18 protein-coding genes and 1 rRNA gene are annotated in these 18,714 nt (G+C 37.7%); 4 read left to right on the top strand and 15 right to left on the bottom strand.

Annotated elements, in window-relative coordinates; all coding sequences use genetic code 11:
- Both ACQKN4_RS16960 and ACQKN4_RS16955 read right to left on the bottom strand, forming a co-directional pair.
- Window positions 1-83, bottom strand: a 16S ribosomal RNA gene (locus ACQKN4_RS16960); the annotation flags it as partial.
- Window positions 84-427: 344 nt separating this feature from the next.
- Window positions 428-1,321, bottom strand: coding sequence for a nucleotidyltransferase-like protein (locus ACQKN4_RS16955; protein WP_079564329.1), 894 nt, complete (start codon window positions 1,319-1,321; stop codon window positions 428-430).
- Window positions 1,322-1,530: 209 nt separating this feature from the next.
- Here ACQKN4_RS16955 and ACQKN4_RS16950 point away from each other — a divergent pair, with 209 nt between their 5' ends.
- Window positions 1,531-1,881 carry a YgzB family protein gene (locus tag ACQKN4_RS16950; RefSeq protein WP_079564327.1) on the top strand — a complete coding sequence of 117 codons (351 nt, stop codon included), beginning with the start codon at window positions 1,531-1,533 and terminating at the stop codon, window positions 1,879-1,881.
- A gap of 25 nt (window positions 1,882-1,906) precedes the next feature.
- Here the strand turns inward: ACQKN4_RS16950 and perR are convergent, their stop codons facing one another.
- The 3 genes from perR to bcp form a co-directional block, all read right to left on the bottom strand.
- Window positions 1,907-2,350 (bottom strand): peroxide-responsive transcriptional repressor PerR, encoded by a 444-nt coding sequence (perR, locus tag ACQKN4_RS16945; RefSeq protein WP_139377005.1) that lies wholly within the window; start codon window positions 2,348-2,350, stop codon window positions 1,907-1,909.
- 161 nt (window positions 2,351-2,511) lie between these two features.
- The gene (locus ACQKN4_RS16940; RefSeq protein WP_427484257.1) at window positions 2,512-3,456 is read right to left on the bottom strand and encodes a D-2-hydroxyacid dehydrogenase; all 945 of its coding nucleotides are present in this window, start codon (window positions 3,454-3,456) and stop codon (window positions 2,512-2,514) included.
- Window positions 3,453-3,929 (bottom strand): thioredoxin-dependent thiol peroxidase, encoded by a 477-nt coding sequence (gene bcp / locus ACQKN4_RS16935; RefSeq protein WP_427484256.1) that lies wholly within the window; start codon window positions 3,927-3,929, stop codon window positions 3,453-3,455. The genes ACQKN4_RS16940 and bcp overlap by 4 nt, the downstream gene beginning before the upstream one ends.
- A 131-nt stretch (window positions 3,930-4,060) precedes the next feature.
- On the opposite strand from bcp, the gene ACQKN4_RS16930 reads away from it, so the two are divergent.
- Window positions 4,061-5,347: a glutamate-1-semialdehyde 2,1-aminomutase gene (locus ACQKN4_RS16930; protein ID WP_079564317.1), complete on the top strand. Its 1,287-nt coding sequence runs from the start codon at window positions 4,061-4,063 to the stop codon at window positions 5,345-5,347.
- A gap of 285 nt (window positions 5,348-5,632) precedes the next feature.
- Entirely contained in the window at window positions 5,633-6,721 is a 1,089-nt protein-coding gene (locus tag ACQKN4_RS16925; RefSeq protein WP_079564315.1) for an FUSC family protein, read from the top strand.
- A 54-nt stretch (window positions 6,722-6,775) separates the two neighbouring features.
- Here the strand turns inward: ACQKN4_RS16925 and nikC are convergent, their stop codons facing one another.
- From nikC to mutY, 10 genes are all read right to left on the bottom strand, one after another.
- Window positions 6,776-7,669 (bottom strand): nickel transporter permease, encoded by an 894-nt coding sequence (nikC, locus tag ACQKN4_RS16920; RefSeq protein ID WP_079564312.1) that lies wholly within the window; start codon window positions 7,667-7,669, stop codon window positions 6,776-6,778.
- A gap of 15 nt (window positions 7,670-7,684) precedes the next feature.
- Window positions 7,685-8,689, bottom strand: coding sequence for an ABC transporter permease (locus tag ACQKN4_RS16915; RefSeq protein ID WP_079564309.1), 1,005 nt, complete (start codon window positions 8,687-8,689; stop codon window positions 7,685-7,687).
- A 198-nt stretch (window positions 8,690-8,887) separates the two neighbouring features.
- Entirely contained in the window at window positions 8,888-10,507 is a 1,620-nt protein-coding gene (locus ACQKN4_RS16910; protein ID WP_427484255.1) for an ABC transporter substrate-binding protein, read from the bottom strand.
- Window positions 10,508-10,709: 202 nt separating this feature from the next.
- Entirely contained in the window at window positions 10,710-11,693 is a 984-nt protein-coding gene (locus ACQKN4_RS16905; protein WP_427484254.1) for an ABC transporter ATP-binding protein, read from the bottom strand.
- Complete coding sequence (locus ACQKN4_RS16900; RefSeq protein WP_079564303.1) at window positions 11,668-12,681, bottom strand: ABC transporter ATP-binding protein; 1,014 nt, start codon at window positions 12,679-12,681, stop codon at window positions 11,668-11,670. The genes ACQKN4_RS16905 and ACQKN4_RS16900 overlap by 26 nt, the downstream gene beginning before the upstream one ends.
- A 345-nt stretch (window positions 12,682-13,026) precedes the next feature.
- Window positions 13,027-14,751: an ABC transporter ATP-binding protein gene (locus ACQKN4_RS16895; protein WP_170939012.1), complete on the bottom strand. Its 1,725-nt coding sequence runs from the start codon at window positions 14,749-14,751 to the stop codon at window positions 13,027-13,029.
- A 213-nt stretch (window positions 14,752-14,964) separates the two neighbouring features.
- Complete coding sequence (locus ACQKN4_RS16890; protein ID WP_079562728.1) at window positions 14,965-15,189, bottom strand: hypothetical protein; 225 nt, start codon at window positions 15,187-15,189, stop codon at window positions 14,965-14,967.
- A 115-nt stretch (window positions 15,190-15,304) separates the two neighbouring features.
- Window positions 15,305-15,853 carry a nucleoside tri-diphosphate phosphatase gene (ntdP, locus tag ACQKN4_RS16885; RefSeq protein WP_079562727.1) on the bottom strand — a complete coding sequence of 183 codons (549 nt, stop codon included), beginning with the start codon at window positions 15,851-15,853 and terminating at the stop codon, window positions 15,305-15,307.
- Between the two features lie 347 nt (window positions 15,854-16,200).
- Window positions 16,201-16,377, bottom strand: coding sequence for a gamma-type small acid-soluble spore protein (locus tag ACQKN4_RS16880; protein ID WP_079562726.1), 177 nt, complete (start codon window positions 16,375-16,377; stop codon window positions 16,201-16,203).
- 82 nt (window positions 16,378-16,459) lie between these two features.
- Complete coding sequence (mutY, locus tag ACQKN4_RS16875) at window positions 16,460-17,494, bottom strand: A/G-specific adenine glycosylase (protein ID WP_079562725.1); 1,035 nt, start codon at window positions 17,492-17,494, stop codon at window positions 16,460-16,462.
- 205 nt (window positions 17,495-17,699) lie between these two features.
- On the opposite strand from mutY, the gene ACQKN4_RS16870 reads away from it, so the two are divergent.
- Window positions 17,700-18,686 (top strand): metal-dependent hydrolase, encoded by a 987-nt coding sequence (locus ACQKN4_RS16870; RefSeq protein ID WP_079562724.1) that lies wholly within the window; start codon window positions 17,700-17,702, stop codon window positions 18,684-18,686.
- Window positions 18,687-18,714 lie beyond the last annotated feature (28 nt).

Genomic DNA, 18,714 nt, shown 5'->3' with positions numbered 1-18,714 from the left:
AGCTCCTTCTCTGTTCGCTCGACTTGCATGTATTAGGCACGCCGCCAGCGTTCGTCCTGAGCCAGGATCAAACTCTCCATAAAAAGAAATTTGATAAGCTCAAATTGTTTTGCTGGCATCATGTTTGATGTCCAAAATTTTGTTTCGTTCACTAACTCAAGGTTAGTTACTAAAAACTTTATTGATTACGTTTTGCTTGTTCAGTTTTCAAGGTTCATTTCGTTGTCGTTGTTTTTTCAGCGACTTCTTTATATTAACATTTAACTCAATTCATGTCAACAACTTTTTTAAAAAGTTTTTTTCCGTTCGTTGAGTTTTTTATTATGTCTTAGCGACAATTAATATAATACAATATCAATTAATTAAAAGTCAATAACTTTTTTATAAAAAATATCGAGGTATTTTTCATACCTCGATAACTAGCATACTACAGTCCTTGCTCCATTTCTAGAGCTTCTTTATTTACCTTATAATGACGGTGGAATATCATTTCACTTTTCGCAACGATCGGTTCAATTTGAATATAACCTTTGTCCACTAGATATTCTACAAATACTTCTAAATCTACTGAGTAATTCATGAGCTCACCATGATCATGCAATTCCTGAATAGTCCAAGTATCCTTTGTTTGCATGACTTCTAAAATATGTTGGGCGCCGTCTCGAGTACGTGAATGTATTAAAAACTCACTCGCTAAAAACAATAGCTCTAATCGTTTCTCTATTGGCTCAGTACTTGTAACGAGCTCCTCGTACAATTTATAAATCGCTGGTTCTATTTTTTTCACCTGTGCCCAAACAGTTACTTCAGGATAAAGTCCACTATCAATAATGGATAAACGTCCTAAGTGATGTAACGAATCTACTACATGATTATAAGCATCAAGATAGCTACCTTTATCAAAGTATTCTTTTCCTTCTAAGTAGCGACGAATTAATTTTGAAAATTGAATGCCTGTTTTGATTTTACGACCACTAAACGGAAACTCCTGTAATTCAATTTTTAATTTATGAAGAAATTCATTACGATCAAATAATACTCTTCCAAAGAAAATCCAATCGACCACTTTTTTATTCGAGCCAATAAGCAACCATTTTCGTATTATTTTCTCGGTAACCGTATGTAAAGCTACTTTATTTCCTTCATATAGGTAATGTTTCGTAAAGACTGGCTGTTCTGCTTCTTTTACGATAATAAGTAAGATTGTATCAAATGTATCTGTAACATTACTTTGTTCCTCTCGTTTTTCCACTAAAATAACGCCTAGTGTATTCGACTGACTTGCACGTTCTTGATATATTGGACGCAAAACTTGTTCCATGTTCAGTCCCCCTCTATTTGTTTGTAACCTTTTATCTTCATTCAGTGGATGTCACGGATTTACACTGTGCTCAATTACGCCAAGGCGAAATTGATTTCGTTAAAATTTCGACATACTCTAAAAGTAATCCTTCTTTCCACGTTTTCAAAGCTAAAATACTTTGTTCTTATATGTTATAGTAGATTTTAGGTTGGGAGGCAAGATGATAAATGAAACCTTACAAAAGTAAAATTAATAAAATCCGTTCATTCGCATTAGCACTTATTTTTATCGGCTTTGTAGTTATGTATGGGGGAATTTTCTTTAAAAACTATCCTATTCTAGTCTTAATTTTCATGACCCTTGGTGTACTTTGTATTATTGGTAGTACAGTTGTTTATGCATGGATTGGACTGCTCTCAACAAAAGCTGTTCAAGTCGAATGCCCTAATTGCCATAAGCATACAAAAGTATTAGGCCGTGTAGATATGTGTATGTACTGCAATGAACCATTAACTCTGGATCCAACTCTAGAAGGAAAAGAGTTCGATCAATCTTATAATAAGACAAAAAATTCCTAGCCCTCATAGAAGAGCTAGGAATTTTTTATTGTACTTTTGCAGATACATCTTTACACGATGGACAAGTGCCGTAAATTTCTAAACGATGCGCATGCACATCAAAGCCTGTTACCTGTGATGCAAAATGTTCAATTTCGTCGAGACCAGGATAATGGAAGTCGACTATTTTTCCACAGCATTCACAAATCATATGATAATGATCGTTTGTAACGAAATCAAAGCGGCTTGAAGCATCACCGAAAGTTAGCTCTTTTACTAGACCAACTTCACGAAATACGCGAAGGTTATTATAGACAGTCGCTACACTCATATTCGGGAATTTCCCTTCAAGTGCTTTATAAATTTCATCGGCAGTTGGATGTGCCATTGTTTGAATTAAATATTCCAAAATAGCATGACGCTGAGGAGTAATACGAACACCAGTTGTTTTCAACGTGTCAAGTGCATCCTGTAAATGCATTTCAGACATCGTCATGCACCTCTTCCATAAAGATTATTAATTGATAATAGTTATAATTAGTGTATCCAATTTAACTTACTTCTGTCAACATTCATACACATTTCACTTTAACTTCAGTCAACGGGTGTCACGGAATAATGCCGAGGTATAATTGATTTAGGACCGCCGCTTCAATAACCTCTTGATAAATCTAGCCTATTTTCTACATCTGTTTCACCACGTAACCACTTCTCTAAATTCGGCTTAAAAATCTCTAAGCTACGTTCAACATAGCGAGAAGAGTGACTTGAAATATGCGGAGACACAATGACATTCGGCAAAGTCCATATTGGATGATCCGCAGCTAAAGGCTCTTGTTCAAATACATCTAAAACAGCGTAACCAATTTCACCTGTTTGAATGGCATGCATCAAAACAGTCTCTTCTACTAAATTCCCACGACCAAAATTCATAAAAATGGCGTCATTTTTCATCGCTTTAAAATGGTCTGCTTTCAATAAATGTGTCGTCTCTTCTGTTTTAGGTAAAACTGAAATGACAATATCAGCCTTAGGTAAAGCTTCGGCTAATTGCTCAAAACTCACCAATTCATTCATATATGCCGCTTCGTTCCCTGAACGGTTACAGCCAATTGTTGCAACACCAAAAGCTTGCAATAAGCGACCTACTTCCGAGCCAATAGCTCCAGGTCCCAAAATAAGTGCTGTGCTATCTCGCAACTCGGTTTGTTTCGCTTTTTTTGACCACTCGCTTTTCTTCTGCTGTTCATACACCCATGGTAGTGCACGCTTAATCGCTAAAATATGAGCAAGCATTGACTCTGCCATTGGCGTTTTATGAATGCCACGCACATTCGAAACTACTATTTCTCGGTCAATAATGGCTTGAGCTGGCATTTTTTCGATCCCTGCTGAGGCTACAAAAATCCATTTAACCTTTGTCGCATACTGAATATTTTCATCATTTAAATCTTCACCATATGTCACAAGCACATCTGCTTCTTGTAGCTCATTTTTTGATAAACCATTTTCAAAAACAAAATCCACTTGTGGAAATTCTGCTATTAGTGGTTCACGTAAATCTGGTCTTGGTTCAAACGTAAAATAAATTCTCATTGCTTCGCCTCCCATTCTGCTAAATATGTATATACTTCTTCAATATGATTTTTCACACGTACTTTACGCCAAGCCTTTATCAAATTTCCTTCGGTATCAATTAAAAATGTTGAACGTTCAATCCCCATATATTCACGTCCATACATCTTCTTCAGCACCCAAACTCCATAGGCCTCTGCCACGGCATGATCCTCATCCACTAATAGTGAGAATGGTAATCCATGTTTATCTATAAATTTAATATGCCTTTTAGCTTCGTCAGGGCTAATACCAAGCACAACTGCATTTAATTTACTAAAATCCTCATGCTTATCACGGAAGTCACAAGCCTCCGTAGTACAGCCTGGTGTCATATCTTTAGGATAAAAATATAAAATAACGTTTCGTCCTTTAAAATCCGCTAACTTTACTACTTCTTCTTTTTCATTCATAAGGGAAAAATCCGGTGCTTTTTTACCTTCTATTAAAGCCATATCAATCTCCTCCTCTGTACGCTTTATTTTACTCTAAATAGCAAAACAAATCATATCCCTTAATTTCTTTGGATTTCTTGCACTGATAGGTCTACAATAGATGAAGTATAAAGATTTAGGAGGCAATATATATGAATCACACAAAATCTGAAGCAGTACACGCAGAAGCGCTACAGCATATCGTTGGTGGTGTAAATAGCCCTTCTCGTTCTTATAAAGCAGTCGGTGGAGGTTCACCTGTTGCTATGACTCGTGGGAAAGGTGCTTATTTTTGGGATGTCGATGGTAACCGTTATATCGACTATCTAGCAGCTTACGGTCCAATCGTTACTGGTCACGGTCACCCACATATCGCAAAGGCTATTACACACGCTGCTGAAAATGGCACTTTATTTGGGACTCCAACTGAATACGAGGTTACTTTTGCTAAGATGCTTAAAGAAGCAATGCCATCTATGGATAAAGTACGCTTTAATAACTCTGGTACAGAAGCTGTCATGACAACAATTCGTGTAGCACGTGCTTATACTGGCCGTACAAAAGTTATGAAATTTGCTGGATGCTACCATGGTCACTTTGACTTAGTATTAGTGGCTGCTGGTTCTGGTCCTGCGACATTAGGTACTCCAGACTCAGCGGGTGTTACAACTTCAACAGCCGAAGAAGTAATCACAGTACCATTCAACAACCCTGAAGCATTTACAGAAGCGATGGATAAATGGGGCGATCAAATCGCTGCCATTTTAATAGAGCCTATTGTTGGGAACTTCGGTATTGTAGAGCCTAACCCTGGCTTCCTAGAATTAGTGCATGCTACAGCGAAGGAAAAAGGTGCATTAACTATTTACGATGAAGTTATTACTGCTTTCCGCTTCCACTACGGCGGTGCCCAAAACTTGTTAGGTTTAACACCTGACCTAACAGCGCTAGGCAAAGTAATCGGTGGTGGTTTACCAATCGGTGCATACGGCGGCCGCAAAGAAATTATGGATACAGTTGCTCCACTTGGACCAGCCTATCAAGCGGGTACAATGGCAGGAAACCCCGCCTCTATGCAAGCTGGTATTGCCTGCCTAGAAGTATTACAAACTCCAGGTATTTATGATGAAATGGATCGTCTTGGAGCTATTTTAGAGGAAGGTATCCTAGCTGCAGCAAAAAAACACGATGTAACAATTACTGTTAATCGCCTTAAAGGTGCTCTTACTATTTACTTTACAGATGTGAAAGTAGAAAACTATGAGCAGGCTGAAAACTCAAATGGTGAAATCTTTGGACGCTTCTTTAAATTAATGCTTGAACAAGGCATTAATTTAGCACCATCAAAATATGAAGCATGGTTCTTAACAACAGAGCATACAGAAGCTGATATTCTTGAAACAATCAAAGCAGTAGATCTTGCATTTTCACAATTGTAATTTGTAATTTTAAAGGCTAAACGCCTAGTGAGAAACGCAATTTATAATAGCATCTAGATTATCTAACTTTTAAAGACGACTCCCATGCGAGTCGTCTTTTTCTTTAAATGACATACAAATCTATGTATTTTATGAGCACTTCCTTCTATAATGTAAAGAAGCATTATTTATGCAGCCTGAGTCCCTCTATTTCAGCGGATGTTTGAACACCTGCTGAATAGTAACTAAGTCTGCATCGGGAGACTTGAAGTTAAAAATTTTAGACAGAAAGGACATCCATTTTCTATGAAATTAGGTGCCCGTGTATTTAAAACTGGTGTTGCCATCGTGTTTGCACTATTTATTGCTGAGTTGCTAGAGCTTCCTTCACCTGTTTTTGCAGGAATTGCAGCAATCTTTGCGATTCAGCCATCTATTTATCGCTCCTATCAAACAATTGTGGAGCAAATACAAGCCAATATTATAGGAGCTACCATCGCGGTCATTTTTGGCTTACTTTTTAGTCACCATGTAGTAGCAATCGGCATTGCAGTCATAGTTGCTATCGGTATTATGTTGAAATTTAAACTTGAAAAATCGTTGTCTCTAGCACTTGTTACTGTTGTAGCTATTATGGAGATTCAAGGAGATGACTTTCTTACATTTGGTCTTATTCGCTTTCTTACCATATTAGTTGGGGTGTTAGCAGCATTTGTTGTCAACCTGTTCTTCCTACCGCCAAAGTATGAAGTAAAGCTATTCCGTAAGATTTACTTTTTACAGGATGATATTATTCGATGGACGCGACTTGCTGTTCGTCAAGCATCTGAGCATACTTCTACTAAAGAAGCATTAAGCAAATTTAAGTCGCGTATGCAACGCGTTGATACACTATATGATTTTTATAAGGAAGAGCGTAATTACTTTAAAAATAAAAAATTTGTAAAAGCACGTAAATTAGTTGTGTATCGTCAAATGATCACAACGTCAAAGAAAAGTTTAGAGCTTCTTCATCGTCTTCATAATCATGAAAACGAATTAGCCCAGCTTCCGACACAATTTCATTTAATGATTCAAGAGCGGCTTGATTTTCTGCTAACTTACCATGAACAGCTACTGTTAAAATACACAGGGAAGTTAAAGCCCGAACATTCGGAGTGGAGTAAAAACATCGATTATGTTCAGCGTAACGAGTTAATGGAAATATTCATCAAGCAGATCAGTTATGCGCATGAGGAAGGCGATACAGAATTTTCGAGCTATCACTTGCTTTATATTTTATCGCGTATTTTAGATTACGAAGAAAACCTAGAGCATTTGGATACGCTCATTGTGTCGTATCAAACTCATCACGGCCATGAAATCAATGTGGAATTTGAAGAGGAATTTGTTTAACAATTTAAAGAGAGCGAAGAGTTGGCATGATGTCCATCTCTTCGCCCTTTTTTATTAGCTTTTCATTTTCGGATCAAGCGCATCACGTAGGCCGTCACCCATTAGATTAAACCCGAGAACCGTTAACATAATAGCTAAGCCTGGGAAAATCATCGTCCACGGAGCCTTTAATAAATATACGCGGGCATCCGCCAGCATTTTCCCCCATTCTGGTGCGGGTGCTTGAGCTCCTAATCCAAGGAAGCCTAGTGCTGCCGCTTCAATAATCGCTGTCGCTATCGCTAGTGTTCCTTGTACGATGATTGGTGTCATCGAGTTTGGCAAAATATGCGAAAACAAAATTCGCGAGTCACGCATTCCAATCGCCTTTGCTGCTACGATATACTCCTCTTCTTTAACACTCAATACTTTCGAACGAATTAAGCGCCCAAAATTCGGTACGTTAATAATGGCAATGGCAATCAGTGCATTTTGTAATGATGGTCCAAGTACTGCTACTACCGCAATCGCTAGTAAAATACTAGGAAATGCTAACAAAATATCGAAAATTCGCGAGATTATCGTATCAACCCATCTTCCATAATACCCCGCAATAATGCCAAGGAAACTACCTACAATAACAGAAAGAATAACCGATAAAAAGCCTACTTTCAAAGAAATTTGAGCTCCATGAATAACTCTAGAGAAAATATCCCGTCCGAAGTCATCCGTTCCAAACCAATGCTCACTTGATGGTGCTAATAAACGCATCGAAAGGTTTTGTTCATTCATTCCTTCAGGAGCAATCTGTGGACCAAATATAGCAAGAAAAATAAAAAATAGTACAATACCTGCACCTACCAGGGAGATTTTACTCTTTTTAAAGCTACGCCAGCCTTCTCTCCAAGGACCTGCCGCTCGTTCACGTCTTGGTGCTACTTCTGTTTTTACATCCATGGCTCCAGTCATTAGTGCTTCTCCCCTCTATTTGTATTTAATCCGCGGATCAATCACTGTATACAGTAAATCCACAATTAAGTTAATCACGATAAAAATAAAAGCAATTACTAAAATACCTGATTGAATAACAGGGTAGTCTCGGAAGCCAATGGCATCATATATATAACGACCAATTCCAGGCCAGCTGAAAATTGTCTCTGTTAAAATAGCACCACCTAGTAGCAATCCTGTTTGCAACCCTATGACAGTTAACACTGGGATAACTGCATTTTTCAATGCATGCTTATAAACAACAATAAACATTTTTTGCCCTTTTGCTCTAGCGGTGCGTACATAGTCAGAACGCATTACTTCAAGCATAGAAGACCTAGTCATTCTTGCAATAATCGCCATTGGAATTGTCGCAAGAGCCATGCCCGGTAATACTAATCGTTTTACTACCTCGGTAAATTGATCAAAGCGGCCTTGGATGAGCGTATCTAGTAAATAAAAATGAGTAATGGCGGTTATTGGGTCTCGCACATCTTCTCGCCCGGATGTCGGGAACCAGCCAAGCTGATTACTGAAAGCCCATTGTTCCATTAAACCGAGCCAGAAAACCGGTACAGACACCCCGACTAAAGCAACTACCATTGCCACATAATCGAACCAAGAATTTTGGAACCATGCAGAAATAATGCCTGCATTTACGCCAATAATCACTGCAATAATCATGGCAAACAGCGCTAGCTCAGCTGTTGCCGCTAAATACGGGAAAATTTCCTCTGATACGGGTAATTTAGTACGTAATGATACTCCTAAATCCCCCTGAAAAATGCCACCTAAATAACTAAAATATTGTGTATACCACGGCTTATTTAATCCTAAACTTGCGTTTAACGCTTCGACCGCTTCTTTCGTTGCCTGCTGCCCTAAAATTACTTGTGCTGGATTACCAGGAATTGCACGAATTAACATGAAGACGATGAAAGTCATTCCAAGCAAAACTGGGATTAGTTGGGATAATCGTTTCCCCATATAGTGAACCATTTTTTTCACCCCTCTGTTATTTTCATAATATACTTTTGCACTAAAAGCATTGAGGTCTTTACACATACTGTAGAAAGGGTCAGCTTTCACCAACAAAAGAATCCGCTAGATTTCTACGGCTTACCCGCAGAAAGCAAGCAGATTCTTTAAAATTTCTTCTCTTCTTAAATTAAAACCTGTTGGGATAGCCGTTTAAACCTACTTCACATCTACTGTATCTAAACGGTCAGAACCTGTCGGATGTGCAACATAGTTTGTAACTTTAGTATTAGCAGCTAAAATTGGCGTAGAGTGAGCAAGCGGAACCCATGGTGCATCTTTAGAGATAATCACTTGTGCTTGCTTGTAAAGGTCATTACGCTTGTCCTCATCCATTTCAGTTTGTGCTGCAACAAATAATTCGTGCACTTCTTTGTTGTCATAGAATGTATAGTTGTTAGAATGGATATTATCTCCGTCTAATAAAGTGTAAAGGAAGTTATCTGCATCCCCGTTATCACCTGTCCAACCAAGTAAGAACGCATCTGCCTCTCCATTTTCCGCCTTTTCTAAATACGTAGCCCATTCAAACGTTACAATCTTAGATTTCATACCAACATCTGCTAAATTCTTCTGAATGGCTTCTGCAATTTTTTGACCGTCAGGCATGTACGGACGTGGTACAGGCATTGCCCATAGCTCGATTTCTTTACCATCATAGCCAGCTTCAGCTAATAATGCTTTTGCTTTTTCTGGATCATAGTCATAGCCTTCAACCTCATCGTTGTAGCCTGCAATTATTGAAGGCATCGGATTTTTTGCTGTCTCGCCTAAGCCTTCATAAAATGCATCTACTAATGCTTGCTTATCGATTGCATGATTTACTGCTTGACGAACCTTTACATTATCGAACGGTGGACGAGTTACTGTTAATCCAAGATAACCAACATTCATAGAAGGACGTTCGATTAATTGTAAATCTGCATTTGATTCGATTGAAGCTTTATCAGATGGACTTAAGCCATCAACTACATCAACCTCAGCGTTAGTTAATGCATTGAATCGTGCGGAGTTATCTGGAATAGAACGGAAAATAACTTTATCTAATTTCGGCAAATCTGCAATACGGTAATCAGGGTTTTTCTCAATAGTGATAGAATCATTTCGTTTCCACTCTACAAATTTAAATGGACCTGTACCTACTGGATGATCTTTAAGTGCCTCATCATTCTTTTCAAATGCTGTTGGTGAGGCAATAGCAAATGGTGACATCGCTAAGTTTTTCAAGAATGGTGCTTGTGGCTGAGCTAGTTTAAATATAACTTTATAATCCCCATCAGCAGTGATCGACTCAATTACTGACTTTTCATTTACCGTGAATTGAGAAGCGTAGTATGGGAATTTATCAGCACCACCAGCTTTCCAGCGCTCAAAATTTTTCACGACTGCTTCAGCATTAAAGTCAGTACCGTCATGGAACTTAACCCCTTCTTCAAGTTGCATAGTATACGTTAACCCATCTTCTGAAGATTCCCAAGATTTTGCTAGCCCTGGGTGCAACGTTACATCGTTCTCTCCAAAGTTAATTAGAGTCTCATAGATATTTACGGTAACTTTAAACGATTCACCTTCTGTTACTGTCGCTGGATCGAGAGCAGTAGAATCGCCACCACGACCATATACTAATGTTTTTGGTCCACTACTGCTAGTTGAGTCACCACCACTTGATGTATCTTTACTACCCGTATCCTTAGAATCTGAACCGCCACAAGCAGCTAAGATTGTCGAGAGAACAAGGATAAGCATTACACCCAAAGTCCAAAGCTTTTTTTTCTTCATTCAATTTCCCCCTAAGTTTTTTTATATCATTGAATGTTGGATTGCATCGTAAAGTGAAAGTTTAATAAGTGTTTTTTCATCCCCACTGTATTAGTTTTCACCAATCGGGCATTTACGGGCAGGTTACTCTCCCACCTAGCTTCTTTACTTTCATTGAATTTTTAGGAAGGAGTCTTGTACCTATCGCTAAGCTTTAGATAAATTACTGCCCCGTTAATGCTGGATAAAGATGACAAGCAACAAAATGACCCGGTTTCACCTCTTGCATTTTCGGAACTACTTGAGAACACTCTTCTTTTTTAAATGGACATCTCGTATGAAAAGTGCACCCACTTGGTGGATTCGAAGCACTCGGAATATCTCCAGAAATAACAAGCTGTTCACGTTCAAACATAGGATCTGGAACAGGTACCGAGGATAGCAACGCCTGTGTATACGGGTGAAGTGGCTCAGCATATAAATCTTCACTTGCTGTCAACTCCACTAATTTCCCTAAATACATCACACCTACACGATTACTAATATGGCGTACAACCCCTAAATCATGGGAGATAAAAATATAAGTTAGCTTTAAATCCTTTTGTAGGTTTTGCAATAAATTCAATACTTGAGCCTGTATAGATACATCGAGAGCTGAGACAGGCTCGTCCGCAATAATCAAGCGCGGATTCGTCATCAGCGCACGGGCAATGCCGATACGCTGTCTTTGACCACCACTAAATTGGTGTGGATACCGTTTCACATGATATTCATTTAACCCAACAATTTCGAGAAGCTCTAACACTTTCTTCTTCCGTTCTTTTGCATTGCCCATCCCATGAACAATAAGGGGCTCCTCCAATATCTTCCCAATATTATGTCTAGGATTAAGAGAAGCATAAGGATCTTGGAAAATCATTTGAATATCTCTACGGGCTTTGCGCATCTCATTATTGGATAATTCAGAAATTATCTTTCCTGCAAATTCAATTTTGCCCTCAGTTGGCTCAAGCAATCGCATTAAAAGTCGACCAGTCGTTGATTTACCGCACCCGGACTCACCTACAATACCTAATGTTTCTCCTTCAAAAACTTCAAAGGAAACATCATCTACTGCCTTTACGTCCCCAACTTGTTTATTAAGGACCCCCTTCCGAATGGGGAAGTACTTTTTCAAACCATCAACTTTCAATAAAGTTTTCGACATGTTGCTCCACCTCCTGTTTCTCTAGTAAAAAGCATCTTGATTTATGCTGCTCTCCTGCTTCATATAAAGGTGGCGTTTCTTGTACACAGCGTTCCATCGCAAATTCGCAACGTGCTGCAAAACGGCAGCCTACCTGAATACTTCCGGGTTTTGGTACACTGCCTGGTATAGAGTAAAGGTTGTCCTTCTTATAACGCATATCTGGTACAGACTTAATAAGTCCTTGTGTATAAGGGTGCTTTGGATTAACGAATATCTCCTGAATAGGCGCCTCCTCTACGATCTGACCTGCATACATCACAATCACTCGCTCGCATGTTTCTGCCACAACGCCTAAATCATGCGTAATTAATAAAACAGCTGTATTTAAACGTTTATTTAAATCTTTCATCAGCTGCAAGATTTGAGCTTGAATCGTAACATCTAGCGCGGTAGTCGGCTCATCAGCAATCAGCACCTTCGGATCACAGACAAGCGCCATCGCAATCATGACCCGTTGTCGCATTCCCCCAGATAGCTGATGTGGATAATCTTTTAATAATTCCTCAGCACGAGGTAAACCTACAAGCTTCATAATTTCAACTGCCCTTGCGAAGGCTTCTTTTTTCGACCATTTTGGATTATGGATTAAAATCGCTTCTTTTAGCTGATCCCCAATTGTAAACAAAGGATTCAAGGATGTCATAGGTTCTTGGAAAATCATCGCCACATCTTTCCCACGAACTTTCTGCATTTGTTTATCAGATAATGTTACGAGGTTTTTGCCATCTAACCTTATTTCCCCTCCTGTTATTTTTCCAGGTGGTGACGGTATTAAGCCCATAATGGACAGGGATGTAACACTTTTTCCACTTCCTGATTCCCCTACTATCCCTAATATTTCTCCCTCATGAACAGAAAAATCAATATCATCTACGGCAGGAATTTGTCCATCATCTGTAAAAAAGGTTGTCTTTAAGCCTTTTATTTCTAGCAGCTTTTTTCTCATGATCAATCTCCCATCGTCCTATATTTTTACTTAATCACTCTAACTATCACTCAATTCCCTATTTTCAGATAATTCTAACCAAAAAACATCGCTCTTTCAATCATAATTGTTCTGCAATAAACATAGATTTTCTACATCGTTCGAGTTTCATATTAATAATGTCTTATTAATTGATACTAATTTATAAATAAGACAAAAAAATAGCCTTCCATTTATACTTAAACGGAAGGCTATTTTTAAATTATTGACTCATTAATAAAATATTGGGATGATATTTTTGCTAAAAACCATAGGTCATGGAAATTAATCCCATGTTATAGATTTTTTCTATTATAACGTGGTGTATCAATCTAAATGTTGCACCTGGAATAAACTAAAGTAGGTGCCCTCTTTTTGCATTAATTGCTCGTGCGTACCACTTTCAATTAATTGTCCATGATCTATAACAATAATTTTATCTGCATGTGTAATCGTAGATAGTCGGTGAGCAATTATTATTGTCGTACGTTCATGTGCAAGTACATCCAATGATTCTTGAATAAGTGCCTCACTTTCTAAATCCAATGCAGAGGTTGCTTCATCCAGTATTAAAATAGGAGGATTTTTTAAAAACACACGAGCGATCGCTACCCGCTGCTTTTGTCCACCTGATAACTTCACACCGCGCTCCCCGACCTTTGTGTCATAACCATCTGGTAAGCTCATAATAAAATCATGTGCATTGGCTGCTTTTGCCGCAGCAATAACCTCTTCATCAGAAGCATCTGGCTTACCCATTAAAATATTTTCTTTTACGGAATCACTAAACAAAATATTATCTTGTAGGACTATTCCAATTTGTGAGCGTAAAGAATGTAGAGATACGTCACGCACATTATAGTCATCAATACATACGGTGCCACTCGTTGTGTCATAAAAACGAGGAATTAAACTAATGATCGTTGATTTTCCTCCACCACTCATTCCTACAAACGCAACTGTCTCGCCAGGTTTAATTGTAAAATTGATATTGTTTAAAATTTGTGAGCCCTCTTCTTCGTATTGAAAGTTCACATTGTCAAAACGAACTTCACCTTTTACCCGAGGTAGCTCTAACGCATTAGCCTTGTTTTTTATTTCATAAGGTTCATCTATTAATTCAAACATTCGATCCATTGATGCAATGGACTGTGTTAACATTGTTGATGAACTTACAAGGCGACGAAGTGGACCATAAAGTCGTTCGATATAGGCAATAAAGGCAACCATCGTCCCGATTGAAAGAGATCCATTAATAACCTGATAGCCTGCATAAGCAATGACTAGGAGTGGTGCTACATCCGTGATTGTATTCACCACTGCAAACGATTTAGCATTCCATCTCGTATGATCCAGCGCTTTCTCTAAAAATTCTCCATTTGCTTCATCGAATAATTTTTGCTCATGTTTTTCGAGCGTAAAGCTTTTAATAATACTCATTCCAGCTACACGTTCATGTAAATAGCTTTGCACTCCAGCTAGTGCTTGTGAACGTTTACGTGTTAAAGACCGAAGCTTGCCAAAGAAGAACTTTACGCTAAACGCATAGAATGGGAACGCAATCAATGCTACTAGCGTTAACTTTACATCCATAGCAAACATAATACCGATTGCAATAACAATTGTCGCAAGGTCCAGCCAAACGTTCATCAAGCCTGTCATAATAAAGTTTTTTGTTTGTTCCACATCATTAATCACTCTTGAAATCACGTCGCCAGCTCTTGTATTGGCATAATATCTTAAACTTAGTCGCTGTAAATGTGCATATATTTGTTTTCGAATATCGAAAAGCACTTTGTTACTGACATTTTGAGCAAAATATTGACGGTAATACTCAATCGGTGGTCGAATAATAAAGAATACAATGATCGTGCCACCTAACCAATAAAACAGTTCTTTAGTCTTCTCTGCATCCGTTAAATGATCTGCAGCAATAATATCATCTAACACAATTTTTATGAGTAATGGAATAAATAACGGAATTGCAAATTTCACTATACCAATTAAAATCGTTAAAATTATTTCCCATGTATATGGTTTTACAAATCTCATATAACGCTTTATACTACCCAATTCATTATCACATCCTTATCAAAAAACCTTTAGCAAATGCAAGGGGAACTCCTTGTATCACTTCGTACATAAAAAGAAACAGACATCCACAAAATGAATGCCCAAACGTATTATAGCAATATTTTGTTTTAAATACAGTTAATTTAGCTTTGTCACGAACTATTTTACAAACAGCTTATGTAACATTCCTTTTTACATTTTTTCCTTTAATCTTTTATATACAAATTCTAGTAATATAAAGATTAAACCTACTAGTATGAACCCGAAAGAAGGTACGTATAATTCCTTATTCATATGTATAGAATCATTCACAAAGTGACCCAAATATCGGACCGCCTCAGCTACAAGTCTGTGCATGAACAACATAAAACTACCAGTCAAAAAAAATAATGTACCTATAATATAACCTGTATTCATAGTTTCCCTCCAAATATTTGTAATACTTTACAATATTACTATAACAAAAACACTGGTAGAGAATTACTTATTTTTCCGATAAAAAAACACCTATTAGTAAAACTAATAGGTGCTACTAACAATCATCTGCTTGCATATCGAGCTGAAACTTATATCGACTTGTCCAGGCATCGATAAAATCAGGTGCAAAGGGTCCTCTTTTTTGTTGAATCCAGCTAATTAATTTATCGACATTGCGCTTTAAAATTTTATCTATGACATCTGGATAAGACATTTCCTTACGATGCAGCTCATATTCATCCTCATCTAAGAGTGAATAAGACAGATCTGGGAAAACTTTAATATCTAAATCATAGTCAATATATTTAATGGCATTATTATCGAAAACAAATGGTGAGCTTAGATTACAATAATAATACACACCATCTTCACGTAGCATGCAAATGATATTAAACCAGTACTCCGCATGGAAATAACAAATAGAAGGCTCTCTCGTTAGCCACGTTCGACCATCGGATTCTGTCACAAGTGTCCGCTCATTCGCACCGATAATGATATTTTTTGTTCCTTTTAAAACCGTTGTTTCTTGCCAAACACGGTGGATACGGCCATTGTGTTTATAACTATGTATTTGTATCGTTTCTCCTTCTACCGGTATTGCCATCTTTGAAGCCCACCTTTTCGTCTATGCTACCTAAATCTAGCAGTCTCTAGTATATTATAGCAATGTGTAGGCGAAAGGTGTAGTTAGAAAACCACAAATTTCCCTGCGCTCTTTTAAATTTGTACTAAATTTCGTTAATTTAAAGCTATCATAACACTAACCTAATTGGAATTTTTTGTTTAAATTCATGTATCGGAGCATGGTTTTATCAGCTACCCGAGCAGTTCCTTATCACCTGAACCGTTTTCTATCTTGCTATAAAAAAATTCAAAAGGAGCTGCCTTTTTTAATCTTTTCGATTTTAGACAGCTCCTCAGAGGTAAATGCAATTATGCAATTACAAAGTGTTATTCACCAAGATCTTGGTTAGTTTTATTGAAGTTACCTGAAGCTTGAGCTTTTTTCTGCTCTGCTTTAGCATTTTGCTTTTGCACTTCATTAACGTCTGTTTCATAACCAAATTCTTGACTTTGACGTTGCATGTTTTTATTCGGTTGGAAATTCTGGTTGTTTTGCTTTTTCATTTTCATTCACCTCCACGCTCATTATTGTGTACCGAGGTGAATGCTTTTATGCCTAAAAATTTTATATAAATAATTTTCTAGATTAATCCTTTATTTCCTGCCAAATTTTTAGCATTGGAACGGACATTGGTAACAATTCTATTTGTTCACGAGTCAGCCATTCGCCCTTTTCTGCTGAGTTACATTTCATAAAATAGCTATTTATATGCCATGTTAAATGTGAAAAAATATGTTTAAATGTCAGCAAATCCTGTTGCGATTGAACATTCATAGCATAATCATTAATAAAAGTATCTATTGAATCTTTACCATGCTCTAGCATTGGGAACTGCCATAGATCAGCTAGTAAACCCTCTGCTGGACGCTGCTCTAATAAAATTCGCCCTTTGTCATCTTGACATACAAGCACATCGTATGTGAGATGCTTCATCTTTATTTTTTTAGATTTGATAGGTAATTTTTCAGGCTCGCCTTCATTAAAAGCAGTACAGTATTCCCGAACTGGACATAATAAACACTTTGGTGAAGTTGGCGTACAAATAAGTGCACCCAGCTCCATTAAGCCTTGATTGAAGGACGATGCATTTTTAGGATCAATTAGTTCTTCAACAGCCTCTTCAAATATCTTTTTAGTCTTTGGAACGGCTATATCATCATGAATAGTAAGCACACGACTTAAAACACGCATAACATTCCCATCCACTGCATGTTCGGGTTTATTATAGGCAATACTTAAAATAGCTCCAGCAGTATACGGACCTACGCCTTTTAATTTTGAAATCTCATGGCGATTATCGGGTACTACCCCACCGTAGTTTTCTAATACCTCACGAACACCCGCTTGTAAGTTACGTGCACGGGAATAATAGCCGAGGCCTTCCCAATGCTTTAATAAGTATTCTTGTGGAGCTTCCGCGAGTAATTCTAATGTTGGAAAACTTTCCATGAAACGATTGTAATAAGGAATAACTGTGTCGACACGTGTTTGCTGTAGCATCACTTCCGATACCCAGATTTTATAAGGGTCCGTCGTATGCCTCCAAGGTAAATCACGTTTCTCAACATTAAACCATTCGACTAAAGATTGTCGAAATTCTGTTACATATGGATAATTCACAGTGACCTCCAGTGTTTTTACGATTTTATTTATAGTAAAAAGAGTATACAATTAAAAAAAGACCATCTGTATAAAACGACAAAAAGCGCCATTATTTTCTAGCTTCAAGATTTAACACGACAGTCTTAATAAGTATTACGGATTATTGAAATATACATGTATGCAAATTGTACTCTATTTAGATGCATACAAGGAGTGGATATTTTTGGATTCAGGCACACATTTCGTTATGGGTATAGCCCTCGGTGGTCTTGCGTTAGCTGATCCCGTTGTAGCAAGTCATTCGATGACCTTTACCGCAGTAATGGCAGGTACAATTATTGGCTCGCAGGCACCTGATGTCGATACAGTTTTAAAACTGCGCAACAACGCAATTTATATTCGACATCATCGTGGCATTACACATTCACTACCAGCAGTAGCTATTTGGCCCATCTTAATTACAGCGGTTTTAGCACTTCTTATTCAAGACGCAAATGTGTTTCATTTATGGCTTTGGACATTTTTAGCTGTAGCACTTCACGTCTTTGTTGATATTTTCAATGCTTATGGTACACAAGCACTTCGACCGTTTTCTAGAAGATGGGTTGCACTTGGTGTCATTAATACATTTGATCCTATTATTTTCACCCTACATTGCATCGGCATTTTGCTTTGGGCATTTGGTGTTAATCCTGTTTGGACATTTAGTATCATGTATCTCATTATTATCGTTTACTACATTTTACGATTCGCAGTCCAAAAGGCTGTAAAGAAAGCTGTGCATAATACCATTCAGGATGAAGAGTATGTTATTGTAGCCCCTACAATGCGGTTCTTCCACTGGCGAATTGCAGCAAAATCTAAAACGCATTATTATGTTGGCCGTGCTTATGGGCGAGCTGTTAATATTTACGATAAATTCGAAATAAAACCTTTACCGAAAACGCCTCTTATTGAAATAGCATTGAAAGATCCCAATCTCGCTGCATTCGTGTCATTCTCACCATTGTATCGTTGGGAAATTTCAGAACTCGATAATGGCTTAACAGAAGTTAGATTAATTGATCTGCGTTACCGTAGTGATAATCGCTATCCTTTCGTAGCTGTCGCTCATTTAAACGAGGACAATGAGATTATCACTTCATACACAGGCTGGATTTTTACAGAAGATAAACTCCAGAAAAAATTACAAGTTGGCGCAAGTAATTAAACATCAGTAAACCCTGGCCATAATTTGG

The sequence above is a fragment of the Lysinibacillus sp. NPDC093692 genome, from assembly GCF_050280125.1.
In the GTDB taxonomy this organism is placed as follows: domain Bacteria; phylum Bacillota; class Bacilli; order Bacillales_A; family Planococcaceae; genus Lysinibacillus.
Note: the sequence above shows the minus strand (reverse complement) of the source record. Positions and strands in the feature narration are given on the sequence as shown.

Excerpts from the sequence above, each read along its gene's own strand:
- ACQKN4_RS16925 (WP_079564315.1), top strand. The coding sequence starts at position 5,633 with ATGAAATTAGGTGCCCGTGTATTTAAAACTGGTGTTGCCATCGTGTTT.
- nikC (WP_079564312.1), bottom strand. The coding sequence starts at position 7,669 with ATGACTGGAGCCATGGATGTAAAAACAGAAGTAGCACCAAGACGTGAA.
- ACQKN4_RS16890 (WP_079562728.1), bottom strand. The coding sequence starts at position 15,189 with ATGAATACAGGTTATATTATAGGTACATTATTTTTTTTGACTGGTAGT.
- ntdP (WP_079562727.1), bottom strand. The coding sequence starts at position 15,853 with ATGGCAATACCGGTAGAAGGAGAAACGATACAAATACATAGTTATAAA.
- ACQKN4_RS16950 (WP_079564327.1), top strand. The coding sequence starts at position 1,531 with ATGAAACCTTACAAAAGTAAAATTAATAAAATCCGTTCATTCGCATTA.
- bcp (WP_427484256.1), bottom strand. The coding sequence starts at position 3,929 with ATGGCTTTAATAGAAGGTAAAAAAGCACCGGATTTTTCCCTTATGAAT.
- ACQKN4_RS16900 (WP_079564303.1), bottom strand. The coding sequence starts at position 12,681 with ATGAGAAAAAAGCTGCTAGAAATAAAAGGCTTAAAGACAACCTTTTTT.
- ACQKN4_RS16930 (WP_079564317.1), top strand. The coding sequence starts at position 4,061 with ATGAATCACACAAAATCTGAAGCAGTACACGCAGAAGCGCTACAGCAT.
- ACQKN4_RS16940 (WP_427484257.1), bottom strand. The coding sequence starts at position 3,456 with ATGAGAATTTATTTTACGTTTGAACCAAGACCAGATTTACGTGAACCA.
- perR (WP_139377005.1), bottom strand. The coding sequence starts at position 2,350 with ATGTCTGAAATGCATTTACAGGATGCACTTGACACGTTGAAAACAACT.
- ACQKN4_RS16915 (WP_079564309.1), bottom strand. The coding sequence starts at position 8,689 with ATGGTTCACTATATGGGGAAACGATTATCCCAACTAATCCCAGTTTTG.
- ACQKN4_RS16905 (WP_427484254.1), bottom strand. The coding sequence starts at position 11,693 with ATGTCGAAAACTTTATTGAAAGTTGATGGTTTGAAAAAGTACTTCCCC.
- ACQKN4_RS16955 (WP_079564329.1), bottom strand. The coding sequence starts at position 1,321 with ATGGAACAAGTTTTGCGTCCAATATATCAAGAACGTGCAAGTCAGTCG.
- ACQKN4_RS16910 (WP_427484255.1), bottom strand. The coding sequence starts at position 10,507 with ATGAAGAAAAAAAAGCTTTGGACTTTGGGTGTAATGCTTATCCTTGTT.
- ACQKN4_RS16895 (WP_170939012.1), bottom strand. The coding sequence starts at position 14,751 with ATGAGATTTGTAAAACCATATACATGGGAAATAATTTTAACGATTTTA.
- ACQKN4_RS16880 (WP_079562726.1), bottom strand. The coding sequence starts at position 16,377 with ATGAAAAAGCAAAACAACCAGAATTTCCAACCGAATAAAAACATGCAA.